The organism is cf. Phormidesmis sp. LEGE 11477 (assembly GCF_015207105.1).
GTDB lineage: Bacteria > Cyanobacteriota > Cyanobacteriia > Phormidesmidales > Phormidesmidaceae > Phormidesmis.
The window spans coordinates 18574-34956 of sequence record NZ_JADEXO010000063.1 but is presented as its reverse complement, the minus strand read 5'-3'; the positions used below and the strand labels follow the sequence as shown (position 1 = coordinate 34956).

Genomic DNA, 16383 nt, shown 5'->3' with positions numbered 1-16383 from the left:
GTCAACTGGATAAACGATGTGCCGCTAGCCAGGACACGGACTTCCCGGTTCAAAGCATTGGAATCGGCATAACCCGCTATCTATATAGGATTTAGAGGCTTTCCCATGAGTTCGCCAACAGTGTCCGGTGGGTTATGAGACGAAATATACAAGGTCGAGGAAGTTTGAGCATCAGATAAGTTTGAGATATGGCAGTGCCAGAACGCACGAGGAACCGTTAGCATAGCCATCGATAGTAGTTTTGCTGACCAAAACTTTCAGATTCTATACATAGGTGTGGAGCCGTACTCTACTATAATTGGCGTCTCAATCGCTGGTCTAAACTCTGACCTGAATGAATAACTTTGATCGCTCTGAGCACGTATATACTTCCGATGATTTTGATGAAGTTATAAAGGATACTTTGCGCTTCTTCAATGGAACGCCTGTGCATCTAATTCCTATTTCAGAACGCTTTCACGGTACAGGCGTCTATGCACTGTATTGCACATCTAAGTCAGGTATCTATTCTAAATTCAACCTGATCAACAGAACCGCATTTCACATGCCTATATATGTAGGAAAGGCTGTTCCGAAAGGATGGAGACAAGCTAGACAGGCTTCCTCTCCAGACATTGAGAGCTACGAACTTAGCAATCGAATAAGGGAGCATAGTCGGAGCATCAACGCTGGAGAAGGGATAGAGCTGTCAGACTTCTCATGCCGATTCATGATACTCGAAGGTAAAGAGAGCGATTTGATTGGAACTGTTGAAGCAGCACTGATCAGAAAATATCAACCAATCTGGAACACTTTAATAGATGGCTTTGGCAACCACGATCCTGGCAGGGGTCGATATGAACAAGCAAAGTCAGACTGGGATGTCTGTCATCCAGGCCGTTCCTGGGCGAACAAATGCAGAGGAGTTCATAGAAGTAGAGAAGAACTTCTAGAAAGCATTGAAGAATTTCTGGGAGAATTAGAAGAAGATGTCTGAGATATCCTGTGTTGAATTATTTTCAGGCGCAGGCGGTTTGGCTAAGGGGATAGAGCTATCTGGAACCAGACACAAGGCATTTGTCGAATGGAACAAGGACGCTTGTAAAACGTTATCTTATAACTATAAGAAGCAAATTGTTTACAACACTGATGTTCGTCTTATAGACTTCAAACAATTTGGTCCCGTCGATATAGTTTCTGGAGGTCCCCCTTGTCAACCATTCTCCTTGGGGGGGAAGCATAAGGGTAATACCGATAAGAGAGATATGTTTCCGTATGTCTGTAAAGCGGTTAGTGTTTGTACTCCCAAAACGTTTATAGTCGAAAACGTCAAAGGCATATTACGTAAGTCGTTCAGCACCTACTTCGAGTACATCGTACTAAGACTGACATATCCTAACGTTGAGTCGCGCAAGTCTGAGGATTGGACCGAGCATCTTAGAAGACTTGAAAAGATTCATACATCGAAAAGATATAACGGACTCAAGTATAAAGTAGTCTTTCGTTTAGTAGACGCAGCGGATTATGGTGTTCCACAACGTCGTGAACGAGTATTTATCATTGGAGTAAGAGAAGACCTGGGCGTAGAGTGGGTGTTTCCCGAAAAGACACATTCTCTAGAAGCCCTTCTATGGTCTCAGTTCGTGAGCGGAGACTACTGGGATCATCACAATATTGAACCCCCGAAGATTGAGAGCTTAGATAGAAGAGTGCAGAAGCGAGTCCTGCAAATGCAGAAGCAACTTACGCTGTTTCCACCACCACTGTCACCGTGGAGAACTGTAAGAGACACGATTGGCAGACTACCTTTTCCAGATTCTAAAGGTAGCTTCAATGAAGAGCATATCCTTAGAAAAGGCGCAAGAACATACCCTGGTCATACTGGTAGCTATGTTGATTCTCCTTCAAAGACTTTAAAGGCAGGAGACCACGGCGTACCAGGGGGCGAAAATATGATTCGATATCGAGATGGGCGCGTACGCTACTATACAACCTTCGAGGCCAAGCGGATTCAAACTTTTCCAGACGATTATAAAATATTTGGTTCGTGGACAGAATCAATGAGACAAATTGGTAATGCTGTACCTGTTAAGCTAGGTCATCGTATAGTGTCTTCACTGATACAGGCTATACGATAGTGTCCAACACTCACCTGCATTTCAGGCATCTCTTTTTGTATTAGACCTTATGAGAAAGCTATTTTGAGACATCGAAAGAGACACGGTTTTCGACCGTACCAAAACCTATGAGTTTTTGGAAGGTCAAACGTACTATACGCTGATGGAGCAACTCTGCAGCTTGATTGCCTACTCTCACCAGATGAAGAAGCCCAAAGTTCATTTAGAATCAGCTTTACCGCCTTCTGCTTAACCCGAACTGACGTTCTATTATTCTAGGCGATTCTCTGCTGTTAGCTGCTGCCAAAAGTCTGCATAAGCCCCTTTCGTCGACTCTGATAGCGGCAGAAGCAGTTCGCTATTCTGCAGTGCTTGTAGAGAAAGTTGCGTTCTTTCTATCGCCTCAGGAATCTGTTGATCTGTTGCTAAAAAGATAGGTGAAATCCCTTTGGGCGCAATAGAAAGCTCAGTCGCTGGGCCCTGCTGCCAACAAAAAGAGATCCAGTCTTCAGCGGCCTCGCTCAGCGCTGTGCCTTTGGGCTGTACCCACATATCCGCAGACAGCAGGCTACCCTCATCTGGTACAACAGACCTAAGATCTCGATATCGCTTCAGGGCAACCGCAGCATCACCAGACCAGACTACAGCCGCTTTCACATCCTCGTTAATCAACGCTTTGAGCGCAGTGTTGGAATCGTAGAGTTTAACTTGCGGTGCTAGTTCGGTAAATGAAGCAGCTAGTTGCGCCTGTAGCTGCTCTTCCTGCCCTTCTAGCTGTTTCCTCTCTGATTGTAAGAGTGGCTGATTTGAGATAGCCGGATTTGCCGAATTTTCTGGGCTGATAGGATTGAAGCTGCCAGTTTGCAGCTTTCGCAGCAGGCTAATGATGATATTCGGATGGCTGGGTAGCGCGATTCCAAGGCGTAAGTCCGATGCCAGCAAATCCTGCCAGCTGCTAAATGGCTGCTTCGCGTCTGACTGGGCTGAGAACTGGCTGTGGCGATAGATGACGACGAGTGATTGTAATTTGTAGGGGACGCTCCAAAGTTCGCCGTTCGGATCGATTTGGCCTGTGCGATCGCGTCTACCAAACGCCTGCCACTTCGTTGGTAATAGGTCTAGCGTGGCTGGCGGAATCGCCATCGGCTCGATCAGCTCTTGCGCGATCGCCTCGGTCAGCCAATAATCTGCCAAGCTCACCAGATCGTCTGTAGCCGCTGGCCCGTCTGCCTGTCGCCAAGGCATAAACCGATTCCACGGGTTCTCTATCTCAGGCTGCTGCCACCTCTGCAAGGTTTGAAACGCCGTCTGTACCTGATCAACCGTCTGAAATTTTACAGGCGTATCAGCCTGCCGCTGAAACTGATTCAAAACCACCGAAGGCACCGCCCCTTCTATCAGCAAAACCCTCAGCACGTTCCCGGCTCTATTGCTGCATCCAGTGAGGGCGCTGCCCACAATTAGCCCAGCGCTCGCTTGCAATAGCGTTCTTCGATTGACCATAAAGAAAATGTGAGTTCGACGGACAGCTGTGTCTTTAATTCTGTCTTTAGTCTAGGGCAGCCAGAGCGGATGGCGACCCGCGATATCGAGCGGTGTCGGTGGTAAAGAAACAGGTTCTCCGTTGCGCCGCTCTTCTAACGTACTAAAAAGAGGGAGTAGCCACAGCCGATGACTAGGCCCGTCATACTGGCTAGTGTCGCTAGGACTGATCTGGGGGTCTTCCGCCAGCGTTTCGTCGAATAGAATAGCGAGGCCGTCAGGCGCTAGATCGATTTCAATCTGGGACTGCGGCGGCAGTTCTATGAGCTTTTGAGCTTCGCCTGTTTCAATATTGACAGCCGCTAGGTAAGCGCTGGTCCGATAGCTGTCTTCGTAGGTATTTTCGTAGTTGCTTTCGCCATTGTTTTCTGGCGGATTACTTTCAGGCGAATTACTTTCAGACAGATTACCCTCAGGTGGATTGCTTTCAGACGGATAAGACTCTTCATCTGCGTAGCCGCCGTCAGCCACTTCTTCTCGAACAACTTGAGTAATTAGGCTGTATAGCAGCTTATTGTCTTCGTTGAATTGAGCGCTGATAATGGTGCCGTCAGTATCTAGCAAGGGTTTTTCCTCGCCTCGATTAGATACCAAAAATAGCGTCTGCGTAAATCGCCTGTCTGGATCGTCTTGATTGAAATTGACCAGCGCCGCCGCACTGCCGTCGCTGGCGATATCTAGCGTCAGGCCATAGTCAGGTAAAAAGTCGATTAGCGTATCTCTGTCTTGCCCATTCGCGTCGTCTTCAGCGGCTTCACTTTCAGGCTCTAAAGACAGTATGGCGGTTCCTTTTCCTTGCTGTAAGAGTAGAGATTGGCTGTCTGGTGCAATTCTAAATTCTCCACCTGGTTCGGTATCGAGCTTTCGAGCAGGTTGACCAGCTTGCAAAACCCACTGCCCGAAATCGGCAGGATTGTCTTGGCTGACTCGCTGCACCACAATTGTCTCGCCGTCGGGCGAAAGATCAAAGTTCAGGTTCTGATAGTCCTGATTGTCTAATATCAGTTCTGTCGTTCCCGCCTCGGTGCTGGCCTGTCGTCGCCAGAATTGCCATCTGGGTACAGCAGATAGCTGCCCAGCTCCTAGCAGAAAATTGGACCTAGAACCTAGCTCCGAGCCGAGTCCGGTAGTGACGCTGTAGAGCTGGGCGGTAGCAGCGCGATCAACGTCTGTGGCGGCGTTGACGGCTGAAAATAGAATGCGATCGCGCTCTGGATACGGCTGAAAGTCTAGAACGAGCTGACCTTCGGGTGTGAGCAGCGTTTTCTCTCTTTTGGTCAGGTTGAAAAGGATTAATCGGCCCGCTTCGTCCCCTTCTGCGCCAACATAGGCAAAGGCGCGATCGCGCGACTTAAACTCACTGATAAATGGCTGAAATCCCTCTTGACCAGTCAGAGCCTGAGCATTGGGCAGTAACAGCTCGTAGGTTTCACCGTAGGGCGCGGGCAGATCTAGAGTGTAGGCCATCCGCCGTCCGGCCCAGCTAACCTTGCCAGATAGATTAGGTTCTATTCGCAGGTTTTCTTCTACGCTCTGAGGATCCATCGGCTGATTGAAAGTCAGCAAGAAAGCCACATCATCGGTCGAGACCGGTCGATTCTGCCACGAAAAGCTTCGCACCCGAGGCAGGGTCTGCGAGCCGAACGATAGCATGGCGACGATCACCAGAGCCACCAGAAACATGACGGCGGTGGCAACACGGTCTAGAGGTTGGCCAAACAGTTGACCAGAAGGTCGCTGAGTCATCGGTGTTCGTATCAGTATTCGTAAGGGTTTCGCGGCTCTTCAACGGCGCGAATAGCCGTAGGGGCGATCGCAATCTGTCGGCGTCCGTCTAAGGTTTCTGTTTGCATTTGGCCAGTGACCGACAGCCAGCTATCCACGGCGTAGTCGGCTCTAGCCGCAGCATCTGTCAGCTTTACAGGCAATCCTACCGGATAGGCGTCTGCCGCACAGCAGGTCAGCACAAAGCGGGACACCATCAGATAGTTATCTGGCCAGTTATCTGGATGGATGACAAAGCCTTTTACATCAACGCTTTCACCTTCGTAAGCATCGGGTTCAGGGTAGACGTTAACTAGCCGAATCCAGTCGATGATTGAGCGCTCTTCTGGGGTGGCCGCTCGCTCGAATCGCTGCGGTCGCGCTCTAGTCAAAGACAGCGTTTCAGAGATGCCGCGCTGCACTGCCGTCTGGCTAGCAAAGGCGCGGGGGGTATAAATCAGGCCGAAGATAGCAACGGTTAAAAGGATAGCGCTGCTGAGGTTGCCCGGCAGCAGGGTGACATGAGCGCTATCTGCCGATGCGGAGGCGCTTCTAGAAGCTGAGGTTGCGCGAAATATCTGCCAGGCTCGGTAAAGTGCCAGCAGTGCCAGAATAATCGCGGCTGAATTAGACAGCCAGGCGTAGTTGGGATGTAGCAGCAGCAGCAGCTTGCCGCCAAACCAGTAGCGAAACAGCATCGCGCTCCACACGCCCAGCGCCAGCACATCTAACATTTCTCGCCAGAATAGGCCAGAACCCCGACGAGACTGGCGAGGTGGCTGAGGCGGGGAAGAAGAATTAGAGGAACGCGATCGCATAGCAAGTTGCTGAGTACTTTAACCGAGTGCTTTAATTGGGCGTTTAATGGGCGTTTAACCGGGCGCTATCCAATATACAAGTTGACAAACAGCGATAGCGCAAAGCTCATCAGCGCCGCTAGCCCAAAGAGATAGAACACCGCTCGTCCTTTGAAGACCGTTAGCAGCAGGCCAATATTTTTAAGATCGATCATCGGCCCAAAGATTAAAAATGCCACCAGCGAGCCGCTAGTGAAGGTCGCCGCAAATGATAGCGCGAAGAATGAATCTACCGTTGAGCAAATAGAGACGACCGCCGCGAGTACCATCATCGCCACAATCGACGATACTACTCCCTGACCTAGACTTAGAATTGTTTCTCTTGGGATAGCCACCTGCACCGTGGCCGCGATCGCGCTGCCAAACACCAGTACCGCCCCTAGCTCTCGAAGTTCTCGCACCATATTTTCGAGGGCTAATTCAAACTTGCTAGCGACGGACTGTTCTATCACCGGGTTGGCTACCAAACGCTGAGCCACAGGCGTATCGAGCTGAAAAGAGCCACCTAGCTCACCCGCTAGAAAAGTCCCACCCTGAAGTAAGGCAGGCGTATCTGTCTCAGCCGGGCTGGCCGCAGATGTCTCACCGCCGCGTCCTCGAAACCGACTGCGCTCTACTGACTCTTGCAAAAAAGGGCCGATATCCGCCTGATGGCTAAACACCCAGCCTATAGTAGTAGCAATTAGCAGCGTGAAGCCGACTCGCATAAAAACAATTTCTGGCTGCCCCTTGAAGGCCACCCAAGTTGCCCAAAACACAACTGGATTGATAGTCGGCGCAGCTAGCAAAAAACCGATAGAGACTGCTGTCGGTGCGCCCTGTACGATCAGTCGCCGAGCCACAGGCACATTACCGCATTCGCAAACGGGAAATAGCACACCAATCAAACTGCCGACTAATGCGCCAAACAGCGGATTCTTTGGCAAAATCCCAACTAGCTGGCGGTCATCGACAAAAAACAGCAGCAGACTTGAAAAAGCGACCCCAATCAGTAAGAAAGGGACAGCTTCTACTAGCAGGCTAAGAAACAGGGTAAATCCTGTATTGAGTTGCACCATGTATCAAAAATTGACCAGATCTTAGCCAAAATATGGACTAGAGCGAACATATCCTACTATAGGCACTGTCAAATCTAATAACTTTTATACCTTGACACTATCTGGTTGTCATTGCCATTGAGTTATCGGCCCGGTTTTTCCATCGAGCTATCCCTTGAGCTACCACATCTGAACTTTAACAGCGCTAATTTGACCGCTAAAACACACCTCCACGTCGCCGCCGCGATCGCGCAAACGCTTTTCATAAGCGCCGACGTAGCGAAATCCGGTTTCATCAATAGCGAACTCGGTAGGCAATGGCTGAGTGCATTGATTGCAAAAGACCACGTCTGGATCGTCCTCTAGCTGATCACCCTGTTCTAACGGCGGCGCGGGCAGATTAACATTCCAAAATTCCCCAGGCCGAGTCTCTTTTTCTATGAGCTGCTGGATTACTTTTCGAGCTAGCCGAGTCGCTCTAGTCCAGTCAAAAGGCTGAGACCGATAGCGATATTGAGAGATAGCGATACCCGGCTTGCGTAACAAGGCAGCTTCTCTGATGGCGGCAACTGTCCCCGAGACGTAGGTATCCGAGCCCAGGTTGCCGCCAGCGTTGATGCCCGAAAGCACCCAGTCTACGGCTGGATACAGATGGCTGATTGCCACTCGGCTGCAGTCGGCAGGCGTTCCACCAATGGCGTAGTCGGTTTGAGTGCGCTGATCGATGGCGATCGCCCCCCCTCGATTGAGCTGATGGCTGCACCCAGACAAATGCGTATCGGGTGCCACCACTACCGTCTGGCCTAACGGCTCTACGGCCTTTTGCAGTGCCAAAATCCCTGGCGCACCAATGCCATCATCGTTGGTCAAAACAAATAAAGTCATTTCTATTTACCGAAGCCCTACCGACCCGCTGCGTCGACAGCGACATCGCCTGAAAAAACAAGCGTAGCAGGGCCGGTCATATAGACTCTATTGTTGTTCGCCCATTCAATCTCTAGATTCCCACCTGGCAGTTCGACGGTTGTCTGGCGATCGCACTTACTGTTTAGCACCGCTGCGACTACCAGGGCGCAAGCTCCCGTGCCGCAGGCCAGCGTTGGCCCCGCACCGCGCTCCCAGACCCTCATCTTCAAAAAGTCAGGCCGCACCACTTCGACAAATTCCGTATTGATCCGCGCCGGAAACGCTTCGTGACGCTCAAACAGCGGCCCAATGTCTGCTAAAGGCACCGCTTCGACATCATCGACAAACGTAATGCAGTGCGGATTGCCCATACTGACGCAGGTTACCTGCCAGTCTTTACCATCTACCGTCAGCGTCTGATCGACCACCTTGCCATCGGGCTGGCCTAGCGTCGTCGGAATTTCCTGTGATGTCAAGATTGGCTCGCCCATATCGACAGTGACTTGACCATCAGGCTTCAGCTCAGGGCGAATGATTCCAGCTAGCGTATGCACGCTGTAGCTTTTGGGCAGCGTTGGTTTGTTGCCATCTTCTGTTTCTAGATCCGCAATGAACTTGGCTAGGCAACGAATGCCATTCCCACACATCTCAGGCTCTGAGCCATCTGAGTTGTAGATCCGCATGCTGTAGTCTGCGCCTTCTTTACCTGGTAGCACAAAGATCACGCCGTCTGCGCCGATGCCAAAATTGCGATCGCACACGGCCACAGCCTGCTCGGGTGTGACTATCGGCATCTCGCTCGCCCGGTTGTCCATCAATATGAAATCGTTACCAAGACCGTGATACTTGCTAAACGGAAGGGATGCCATGCCAAAAGAAGAGAAAAGTACAAACTCTTCAGCATTTTACCGCTTCCTTCCCGCCGAGTAGAGCGCTGATCCGAGACTGGGCCATAGACAGCTTCTATACTTTCAATTCTTCTGCTACCGATTAACCATCAGTCAACCAGGGCAACCTGAGATGAACCCTTTTAAGATATAGTCTCACCAAAATTCCTATGACCTCTCAAGCATTCGACACTGGTCTGCCCAGCATCCGCCAGGTTCAATCACTCATTCGCGATCAGCATACCGTTGAAGTCAAGCTCATGACTGGCGATATGGTGGCCGGGGCGGTGAGCTGGCAAGATGCCAATGCCATCTGCGTGAAAGCAGACGACGGCAGAAATACGATCTTGATGCGCGGGGCGATCGCCTATGTCAAAAGCCTGTCCTGATTGCGCCCTAATTTTAATCTATTGCTTTTATCGTTGAATATTTAAAGTCGTTGATGAAGTGCGCCATTACGATCGGCGCACTTCATGCTGGGGTCTCTGTCTTCTAGATTGAGACCCTATCTTTTGGGTTTTCCACCGGCCCACTGATCGCCGATGATGTTTGGCTGGGCCAAAATGTAGCCTGCGATCGCACTCAGATCATCGTCATTGAGATCTCTCATGCGGGGAAACAAGTCGGCTCGTATCGTCGAGGGATGCAGTTCAGCCAGCGATCTTAATCCATCGTAGGTGGTCGGATCGTGCATGTAATCGACAATGGCTTCGACGCTGTCGCGAGCTGGGGTCGCATTGGCTAAAGTCTCTAGCCCTAGATCGACATCTGGGTTGGTTTTTGAGGCCCCGTCTACATGGCACTGAGCGCAGCTACCATTGAACTTACGCTGCCCTTGCATCAACTGCCTGGTGCTAAAGGTGACTTGCTCTCTGGCTTCATTAAGAGAAACCGTGCGGCTAGCTGGATCGATTTCACCTGCGATCGCACTTTTCATCACAAAGAACGTGAGCATTGCAATCGTTAAACAAACATAGATTGATAATGCTTTGGTCAAAATGCTTTTGAGAATATGAATCATGGTATTCATCTTTCTATTTAAGAAGATTTTGATTGAAACAGAATAGATTGAGAGTATTGATCTTGAGGAACATTAGTGACGCTCAGCAAGTGATTGATCAAATTATCTCGAACGATTATCTGTCGCATCAGTTCAACAAGGTATGATTGAGCCTGCTCTAGCGATAGATCTTGAGCTTTTTCCTTTACTTTTTGCAGCTCCTGCTCTTGCTCTAGATCGAGTTGACCGAGGATGTTCATATAATTTCTCTTCTGGTTACGTTTAGGCGATTTCTGGTGTAATGCGGCTGTAGAACTGACCCAGTATTTTGACCGTCATCGCTGGCTTAGAGCCAAAGTCTGTATCAGATGGCTGCTGACTTTCAAACGAACCCGAGATTTCTCCTGTTGACTGATTGACCCGGTCAACTTGCAAGACAATGTTTCCGGTTCCCACCTTGAAAGACTTGTTGTTTTGACGCGAAAAAGCTTCTCTATCGGCCTGAATCGGGATGCCAACTGCCGCGTCGTAGCCGACCTCTAGCCCTCGACCTTTGGGATCGATAAAGCTAGAAGTACGATAGGGGGGCACGTCAAAACTGCCCGCCAATCGAGTAGAGGGTCTAATGGTGTCTATCGCTTCTGCTGTTTTGGCCACAAGTCCTTTCACCGTAAAGAGCAAGGGGACGCGATCGCCATTAGGAATTTGAACAGTGACCGGCTGAAAGTCAAATCCACCCTGTTCGACAAACGTCAAGGCTCCATCCGGCCCTTTCTGCAATTCTCCACTCACCTGGTCGAGCGTAAAACTAGAACGAGTCAGTAATTTGCCTTCCACAAATCTGCCTGACTGCTTCTTTTTCTGACCGTTTACGGATGGAAACGTTTCGACTAGAAATGTTTTAGGCTGTAGGCACAGCGATCTAATCTGATAGGGTTGGCTGCCTTCTAAGGGAATAGCGTCCATATTAGTCCCTGACAGTGCTGGACAATCGTTGGCTAACCCGCTACCTCGGATGTCATCGTAGGTAAGCGAGTCTCCTGCTACCTTGGTGCTGCTACAGGCGGTTAGCAGTCCTAAAGTCAGTGCCAGCACAGTGGCAATCAAAGTCTTATATATCATTTTCAATTCAGATAGAGAACTTATCTATTTCTCGTGCAGCTCTATTTCAAAGCGACTTCTTCTAGGCATTAACCAAATTCTTTGACAGGCTATTTCAGGAAATGCTATTGAAAATGCCATCGAGCGTTCATTCTGCTATGTAGGTTATCGGCGACTTCTGGAGAACTTATGAAACTACTGATAAAACCATAGATTCGAATTGTGAAACTACCGATTCGAAGCCAAAGCTTTAAAAGGAAAGGAATATTGTGCTTTAAAGCTTGCTGTTTTCACAACTTCTCCATCTTTATTCCTTATGGTGACATCAACTTCCTCACAATTGAAGAATCCATAGTTGAAGAAACAGTTGAAGAAGTTTTGTTTTAGCCCCTTTGAGTAGTGAGAACCAGTACTATGAGCCTAGTCACAGAACTAATTTTGAGCGCAGACAGTGAAGCTCGATATCCTGCGCCCAAAGAATTGAGGATCTTCCAAGACTTTGTCAAAACCGGCGAGCAGCGGGTTCGAATTGCGAAAGCTTTAGCGGCGAATGAGCAGAGAATTGTTCAAAATGGCAGTCAGAAATTTTGGGAGCGCTGTCCGAATACGCCTAGCAACAGCGGCGTTGATCGAAAAACCGCCTCCTGTCAGCGCGATCAGGGCTGGTATGTTCGTTTGATTGCTTACTCTATATTAGCTGGCAGCGAGCGCCCGCTAGAAGATATCGGTACAGTCGGTATCAAGGAAATGTACAACAACCTAGAAATTCCGATCAGAAATATTGCAGAGTGCATGCGCTGCCTAAAAGAAGAGGCGATGGCCGTCTTGAGTGACGAAGATGCTCAAGAAGTCGCGGCCTATTTCGACTTGATTATTCAATCTTTGTCGTAATTTTTGCTGCACTCCGCCCTGTTTTTTCGTCTGAAACACTGTCCTGTCTAAAACACTATCCGCTTAGGAGATCCTTTTCATGCAAGATGCCATCACCACTTTGATCAATACATCTGATGCTCAAGGCAAATATCTAGACGATTCATCGCTAGATACACTGCAGGAATATTTTCGCAGCGGTGATCTGCGAGCGAGAGCAGCAATGACCATTAGCGCCAACGCTTCTACTATCGTCACTAAGACAGTCGCAAAGTCTTTGCTATATACCGATATCACTGGCCCTGGCGGCAATATGTATACCTGCCGTCGCTACGCTGCCTGCATTCGCGATATGGACTTTTTCTTGCGCTATGGCACCTATGCCATGCTAGCGGGCGATGCTTCTATTCTAGATGAGCGGGTGCTGAACGGGTTGAAAGAGACCTATAACTCTTTAGGCGTACCTGTCGGCGCGACGATTCGAGCAGTGCAGGCGATGAAAGAGGTGGTCAACGACATGCTGGGCGCTGAAGCGGGTAAAGAGGTCGGTCACTATTTTGATCATATCTGTTCTGGCTTGAGCTAACCGTTGCTTCTCAAGCGCTCTATTTCTCAAGTGCTCTATTAGTTAATAGAAGTAGTTAGTAGAAGCTAATAGAGACGCTGTCTTAGGACTGTCTTAGGAGACTTTATTATGAGTGTGATTTCTCAGTCGATCGCAACTGCCGATCGTGAAGTTCGCTATCTCTCGAAAGGAGAGCTCGATGCGATCAACCGCTTTTTTGACAATGGGCCGCAGCGATTGAGAATTGTCTCTATTCTCAACAGCAACGCAGAAGAGATTGTTGAAAAAGGCGCTAGGCAATTTTGGCGGCGGCATCCAATCACCCCTAGCAACAGCGACAATCAGCAGTTTCAAGCATCCTGCTTACGAGACCAGGCTTGGTTTATCCGACTGATCTCGTATGCGGTGGCGGTCGGCGATGTCGATCCGCTAGAGGCCAGCGGCGTACGAGGCGCAAGGGAAATGTATCTTTCTTTGGAGGTACCGCTACGCTCGGTGGCGTTGTGTATGCGATCGCTCAAAGAAGTCACGCTAGAGATGCTGAGCCGAGAAGATGCGGCTGAAGTCGGGCCTTACTTTGACTATCTGATTGCGGGGCTGATGCCCTGAGCATTGAATTTATTTGTCTTGGTTTATTTGGACTTGGAGACCGCTATGACCGATCGAACCAATGGAGGGAGCCCGGTTGTGCATCCACAGCAGTACCACACGGTACCCACGGCTGTGATCAATGGCGCACATCAGCGCGATCGCTATCCTAGCCATAGCGAAATGCAAACGCTCTCGACCTTTTTGAAAACAGGCTTGCAGCGCCTAGAAATTGCCCAAATGCTGGCCCAGAACGCTAACGAGATTGTGGCGGCTGGCGGCAGACGCATCTTTGTCGGTGGCAATCCGATGGCTTATTTTGAACAGCCAGAGGAACTGGTCGGCCTGCCTGGCTCTGGATACTTTGTTGCCGAAGACTATCTCTCGCCAAAATCTAGACGCCAGGCGAGTAATGGCTATAGCGTCGAAAATTTGACGCCTTCTATTACCAATCCAGTTGCCTGGTTCAAAGGATTGTTCTTTAGTGGGAAGCCCAGCGTGCCTAGTCGCTTTCAAGCGATCAACATTAAGGACTACGGCGAAGTTCGAATGAAGCGCTCTATGCGGGACCTAGGCTGGTTTTTGCGATATATCACCTATGCAATGGTGGCAGGGGATACGAGTATTATTACCGTCAACACGCGAGGACTGCGGGGCGTCATTCCTGAAGATGTGACCGTAGCGACGACTGTGGCGCTGCAAGAAATGCAGTGGAAATCACTCTCTTATTTTCCGCCTGATTCAGCCGCTGCGGCGCTAGTCAAGCGGTATTTTGACGTGTTGATTGCCGACTATCAGGTAGAAAAGCCCTCGGATCGATACCGCACGGGCGTCTCAAAACACGATCAGGGTCTCAGCCTGCCAGAATGCTATGAAGATAGCGGTAGCGCCGTCCCTAGATGGGTGATGAAGCCTACTCTGCCCGATAGCGAAAAAGATGCGGTGATTAAAGCTGCCTATCGACAAGTCTTTGAGCGAGATATTAGCGGTCTAGCGGGAGCCGAACTGGCTAAGCCCATCTCTGAGCTAAAAGGCGAGTACGGGTCGATGGAACTGTTCATTCGGCAACTGGGCAAATCGCGCCTCTATCGACAGCTATTCTATGAGCCTTATACGATTAGCCGCGCCATTGAGCTGGCCTGTCGTCACTTCCTCGGGCGAGGACTAAGCTGTATGGAAGAGTTTCAGCGATACTTTGAGCTAGTGGCTGACAAAGGATTCCCGACGTTTGTCGATGCGCTAGTTAGCTCACAAGAGTACGCTGACTATTTTGGCGTCGAGACTGTCCCGTACATACGCAGTCTAGGCGTAGAAGCCCAAGCCTGTCGCAATTGGGGGCCGCAGCTAGATCTGTTTAAGTGCAGCGCGCCAGCGCGCAAAATGCCGCAGTTTGTCACTGCCTTTGCTAGCTACCGTCAGCCTTTGCCTAATCAACACCCTTACGGCATGGGCAATGATCCGCTAGAAACGCAGTTTGGCGCTATCTTTCCCCATGAGACCACCAATCCTGCGGCTCAGCCCGTTCACTTTAGCGAAGATGGTCGCCGGATTTTGGTCGGTCACGCCCACAGAAAAAGTCACGCTGAAATCTCTCAGCAAATCTTCTCTTTGAAGACACCGCCGCACGGTACGCACAAGCAAACAGACCAGCCGCCGAGTTTTGTTCCTAGCTTTGACAGCGCTCAGCATTCTGTTGAATCTGTTATTTTGGCCGCCTATCGACAGGTGTTTGGCTGTGAAGTGCTAGAAAGTCAACGTCATAGAGTGGCGGAAACTCAGCTCAAAGGGGGGCTGATTACCGTCCGAGAATTTGTTCGACAGTTGGCGAAGTCTCGGGCCTTCAGACGGGCTTATTGGGAAAATCTCTATATGACCAAGGCTGCTGAAATTATCCATCGGCGATTGCTAGGACGGCCCACTTACGGACGCAGAGAAACCAGCAGATACTACGATATCTGCGGTCGGCAGGGATTCTATGCGCTAGTTGATGCGCTGATTGATAGCGATGACTATCGCACGGCGTTTGGAGAGAATACGGTGCCCTATGAGCGCTATGTGACCCCACGCGGGCTGGCAATGCGATCGCCCAAAGGGCCTGTTGCAATATCAAAACTCAGAGACAACCCCCATACGGTTGGTGAATATATGATGCGCTACCAACCGCCAGCCGCTAATACTTCGCCGCGATCGCGCCTTGCCATTCCAATAGACCATGAGCCTTCGAATTCTAATCGGAGCCCGGATAATTTTCCTGACGAGCGTCAAGCCGCATCAACAGAACCAACAGAATCGGCAAAATCGGCAGCTATCGCCAAAAACTCCGCTGAGTCAGAAGATTCTGTTGATACACAAGCCGTAGATCCTTCGATGGCCGTCGCCCTACAGGAAGCTAGCGCTTCAGATTAATACTATGATTTCAACCCAGAACAACGCACCTGCTATCCGGCCAAGCAGCCAGTCCCCTATCTCTATGGGGTCTGCTTCGAGCTTAGGAGAACGACTGCGTCTCAACAATCCTTTCAACTACCGTATCTGTGTTAGCTGGTTCGGTGGCGTTCAAATTCATCCCAAGTTTTAAACCTTTGTTGACCTCATGAGCATTGTTAAACAGATTATCTCGAATGCCGATGAAGAATTACGCTATCCCACCCCCGGAGAGCTAGAGATGATTCGGAGCTTCTGTAAAACCGGAGCGAGCCAGATCCAGCTAGCTAAAACATTGGAGTCTCATGCTCCCACGATTGTAGAACGAGGCACCCGGAAGTTCTGGCAGATCTGTCCTAGAACGCCTAGCAACAGCGGCAGCCCTCGTAAAACTGAGGCGGCGCAGCGGGATATGAGTTGGTACATCCGCCTGATTAGCTACTGTTTGCTAGCCGGAAACGATCAGCCGCTCAGAGAAATTGGGCTGCTAGGTATGAAGGAGCTATACACCAATATTGGTATTCCTCTAGACAACATTTTGCAGTACCTGCGCTGTCTAAAAGCGGAGGCGATCGCCCTGCTCTCTGAAGCCGAAGCTGAGGCAATTATCCCTTACTTCGATCAAATTATTCAGGAGCTGGTGCGGCCTGGACCTTCTTACTTTGGCATCAAAGATCGCAGTGTCAGTCAAAGCGCCAGTCAAAGTGCTAGACAAGCAGCAGCATAGCGCCCACAAGTTTACAACA

The 16383-nt window shown here is 49.9% G+C and carries 18 protein-coding genes; 9 read left to right on the top strand and 9 right to left on the bottom strand.

What is annotated here, in order from left to right:
* Positions 1 to 334: 334 nt before the first annotated feature.
* Both IQ256_RS17345 and IQ256_RS17340 read left to right on the top strand, forming a co-directional pair.
* Positions 335 to 976: an Eco29kI family restriction endonuclease gene (locus IQ256_RS17345; protein ID WP_193856808.1), complete on the top strand. Its 642-nt coding sequence runs from the start codon at positions 335 to 337 to the stop codon at positions 974 to 976.
* Complete coding sequence (locus IQ256_RS17340; protein WP_193856807.1) at positions 969 to 2117, top strand: DNA cytosine methyltransferase; 1149 nt, start codon at positions 969 to 971, stop codon at positions 2115 to 2117. The genes IQ256_RS17345 and IQ256_RS17340 overlap by 8 nt, the downstream gene beginning before the upstream one ends.
* Before the next feature lie 249 nt (positions 2118 to 2366).
* Here IQ256_RS17340 and IQ256_RS17335 read toward each other — a convergent pair whose 3' ends face one another.
* The 6 genes from IQ256_RS17335 to dapF all read right to left on the bottom strand — a co-directional run bounded on the left by IQ256_RS17335 (position 2367) and on the right by dapF (position 9071).
* Positions 2367 to 3599: an extracellular solute-binding protein gene (locus IQ256_RS17335; protein WP_193856806.1), complete on the bottom strand. Its 1233-nt coding sequence runs from the start codon at positions 3597 to 3599 to the stop codon at positions 2367 to 2369.
* A 51-nt stretch (positions 3600 to 3650) separates the two neighbouring features.
* Entirely contained in the window at positions 3651 to 5384 is a 1734-nt protein-coding gene (locus tag IQ256_RS17330; RefSeq protein WP_193856805.1) for a hypothetical protein, read from the bottom strand.
* A gap of 11 nt (positions 5385 to 5395) precedes the next feature.
* The gene (locus IQ256_RS17325) at positions 5396 to 6220 is read right to left on the bottom strand and encodes a TIGR03943 family protein (protein ID WP_193856804.1); all 825 of its coding nucleotides are present in this window, start codon (positions 6218 to 6220) and stop codon (positions 5396 to 5398) included.
* A 65-nt stretch (positions 6221 to 6285) separates the two neighbouring features.
* Positions 6286 to 7317 carry a permease gene (locus IQ256_RS17320; protein ID WP_193856803.1) on the bottom strand — a complete coding sequence of 344 codons (1032 nt, stop codon included), beginning with the start codon at positions 7315 to 7317 and terminating at the stop codon, positions 6286 to 6288.
* A 159-nt stretch (positions 7318 to 7476) separates the two neighbouring features.
* Entirely contained in the window at positions 7477 to 8181 is a 705-nt protein-coding gene (surE, locus tag IQ256_RS17315; protein ID WP_193856802.1) for a 5'/3'-nucleotidase SurE, read from the bottom strand.
* A 17-nt stretch (positions 8182 to 8198) separates the two neighbouring features.
* Positions 8199 to 9071: a diaminopimelate epimerase gene (dapF, locus tag IQ256_RS17310; RefSeq protein ID WP_193856801.1), complete on the bottom strand. Its 873-nt coding sequence runs from the start codon at positions 9069 to 9071 to the stop codon at positions 8199 to 8201.
* A gap of 188 nt (positions 9072 to 9259) precedes the next feature.
* Here dapF and IQ256_RS17305 point away from each other — a divergent pair, with 188 nt between their 5' ends.
* Positions 9260 to 9478 (top strand): RNA-binding protein hfq, encoded by a 219-nt coding sequence (locus IQ256_RS17305; protein ID WP_193856800.1) that lies wholly within the window; start codon positions 9260 to 9262, stop codon positions 9476 to 9478.
* 116 nt (positions 9479 to 9594) lie between these two features.
* Here the strand turns inward: IQ256_RS17305 and psbV are convergent, their stop codons facing one another.
* Genes psbV through psbO form a run of 3 tightly spaced genes read right to left on the bottom strand, consistent with a single transcriptional unit; the run spans position 9595 to position 11211 of the window.
* Entirely contained in the window at positions 9595 to 10119 is a 525-nt protein-coding gene (gene psbV / locus IQ256_RS17300; RefSeq protein ID WP_228024988.1) for a photosystem II cytochrome c-550, read from the bottom strand.
* An 8-nt stretch (positions 10120 to 10127) separates the two neighbouring features.
* Positions 10128 to 10349, bottom strand: a complete 222-nt coding sequence (locus tag IQ256_RS17295; RefSeq protein ID WP_193856799.1) for an NblA/ycf18 family protein — start codon at positions 10347 to 10349, stop codon at positions 10128 to 10130.
* A 22-nt stretch (positions 10350 to 10371) separates the two neighbouring features.
* The gene (gene psbO / locus IQ256_RS17290) at positions 10372 to 11211 is read right to left on the bottom strand and encodes a photosystem II manganese-stabilizing polypeptide (RefSeq protein ID WP_193856798.1); all 840 of its coding nucleotides are present in this window, start codon (positions 11209 to 11211) and stop codon (positions 10372 to 10374) included.
* A gap of 393 nt (positions 11212 to 11604) precedes the next feature.
* Between psbO and apcD (IQ256_RS17285) the strand changes: the two genes are divergently transcribed.
* The 6 genes from apcD (IQ256_RS17285) (at position 11605) to apcD (IQ256_RS17260) (ending at position 16364) form a co-directional block, all read left to right on the top strand.
* Positions 11605 to 12081 (top strand): allophycocyanin subunit alpha-B, encoded by a 477-nt coding sequence (gene apcD, locus IQ256_RS17285; RefSeq protein ID WP_193856797.1) that lies wholly within the window; start codon positions 11605 to 11607, stop codon positions 12079 to 12081.
* Positions 12082 to 12160: 79 nt separating this feature from the next.
* Positions 12161 to 12646, top strand: coding sequence for an allophycocyanin subunit beta (locus tag IQ256_RS17280; protein WP_193856796.1), 486 nt, complete (start codon positions 12161 to 12163; stop codon positions 12644 to 12646).
* A 108-nt stretch (positions 12647 to 12754) separates the two neighbouring features.
* The gene (gene apcD / locus IQ256_RS17275) at positions 12755 to 13234 is read left to right on the top strand and encodes an allophycocyanin subunit alpha-B (RefSeq protein WP_193856795.1); all 480 of its coding nucleotides are present in this window, start codon (positions 12755 to 12757) and stop codon (positions 13232 to 13234) included.
* A gap of 45 nt (positions 13235 to 13279) precedes the next feature.
* Positions 13280 to 15619: a phycobilisome rod-core linker polypeptide gene (locus IQ256_RS17270; RefSeq protein WP_193856794.1), complete on the top strand. Its 2340-nt coding sequence runs from the start codon at positions 13280 to 13282 to the stop codon at positions 15617 to 15619.
* 4 nt (positions 15620 to 15623) lie between these two features.
* Positions 15624 to 15791: a hypothetical protein gene (locus tag IQ256_RS17265; protein WP_193856793.1), complete on the top strand. Its 168-nt coding sequence runs from the start codon at positions 15624 to 15626 to the stop codon at positions 15789 to 15791.
* A 15-nt stretch (positions 15792 to 15806) separates the two neighbouring features.
* Positions 15807 to 16364 carry an allophycocyanin subunit alpha-B gene (apcD, locus tag IQ256_RS17260; RefSeq protein ID WP_193856792.1) on the top strand — a complete coding sequence of 186 codons (558 nt, stop codon included), beginning with the start codon at positions 15807 to 15809 and terminating at the stop codon, positions 16362 to 16364.
* The last annotated feature ends 19 nt before the right edge of the window (positions 16365 to 16383 follow it).

What these genes read in the sequence shown, in the direction of transcription:
- apcD (WP_193856797.1), top strand. Translation starts at nt 11,605, where the DNA reads ATGAGCCTAGTCACAGAACTAATTTTGAGCGCAGACAGTGAAGCTCGA.
- IQ256_RS17345 (WP_193856808.1), top strand. Translation starts at nt 335, where the DNA reads ATGAATAACTTTGATCGCTCTGAGCACGTATATACTTCCGATGATTTT.
- IQ256_RS17305 (WP_193856800.1), top strand. Translation starts at nt 9,260, where the DNA reads ATGACCTCTCAAGCATTCGACACTGGTCTGCCCAGCATCCGCCAGGTT.
- IQ256_RS17280 (WP_193856796.1), top strand. Translation starts at nt 12,161, where the DNA reads ATGCAAGATGCCATCACCACTTTGATCAATACATCTGATGCTCAAGGC.
- IQ256_RS17295 (WP_193856799.1), bottom strand. Translation starts at nt 10,349, where the DNA reads ATGAACATCCTCGGTCAACTCGATCTAGAGCAAGAGCAGGAGCTGCAA.
- IQ256_RS17335 (WP_193856806.1), bottom strand. Translation starts at nt 3,599, where the DNA reads ATGGTCAATCGAAGAACGCTATTGCAAGCGAGCGCTGGGCTAATTGTG.
- IQ256_RS17265 (WP_193856793.1), top strand. Translation starts at nt 15,624, where the DNA reads ATGATTTCAACCCAGAACAACGCACCTGCTATCCGGCCAAGCAGCCAG.
- psbV (WP_228024988.1), bottom strand. Translation starts at nt 10,119, where the DNA reads ATGAATACCATGATTCATATTCTCAAAAGCATTTTGACCAAAGCATTA.
- psbO (WP_193856798.1), bottom strand. Translation starts at nt 11,211, where the DNA reads ATGATATATAAGACTTTGATTGCCACTGTGCTGGCACTGACTTTAGGA.
- IQ256_RS17340 (WP_193856807.1), top strand. Translation starts at nt 969, where the DNA reads ATGTCTGAGATATCCTGTGTTGAATTATTTTCAGGCGCAGGCGGTTTG.
- surE (WP_193856802.1), bottom strand. Translation starts at nt 8,181, where the DNA reads ATGACTTTATTTGTTTTGACCAACGATGATGGCATTGGTGCGCCAGGG.
- IQ256_RS17270 (WP_193856794.1), top strand. Translation starts at nt 13,280, where the DNA reads ATGACCGATCGAACCAATGGAGGGAGCCCGGTTGTGCATCCACAGCAG.
- IQ256_RS17320 (WP_193856803.1), bottom strand. Translation starts at nt 7,317, where the DNA reads ATGGTGCAACTCAATACAGGATTTACCCTGTTTCTTAGCCTGCTAGTA.
- apcD (WP_193856795.1), top strand. Translation starts at nt 12,755, where the DNA reads ATGAGTGTGATTTCTCAGTCGATCGCAACTGCCGATCGTGAAGTTCGC.
- IQ256_RS17325 (WP_193856804.1), bottom strand. Translation starts at nt 6,220, where the DNA reads ATGCGATCGCGTTCCTCTAATTCTTCTTCCCCGCCTCAGCCACCTCGC.
- dapF (WP_193856801.1), bottom strand. Translation starts at nt 9,071, where the DNA reads ATGGCATCCCTTCCGTTTAGCAAGTATCACGGTCTTGGTAACGATTTC.
- apcD (WP_193856792.1), top strand. Translation starts at nt 15,807, where the DNA reads ATGAGCATTGTTAAACAGATTATCTCGAATGCCGATGAAGAATTACGC.
- IQ256_RS17330 (WP_193856805.1), bottom strand. Translation starts at nt 5,384, where the DNA reads ATGACTCAGCGACCTTCTGGTCAACTGTTTGGCCAACCTCTAGACCGT.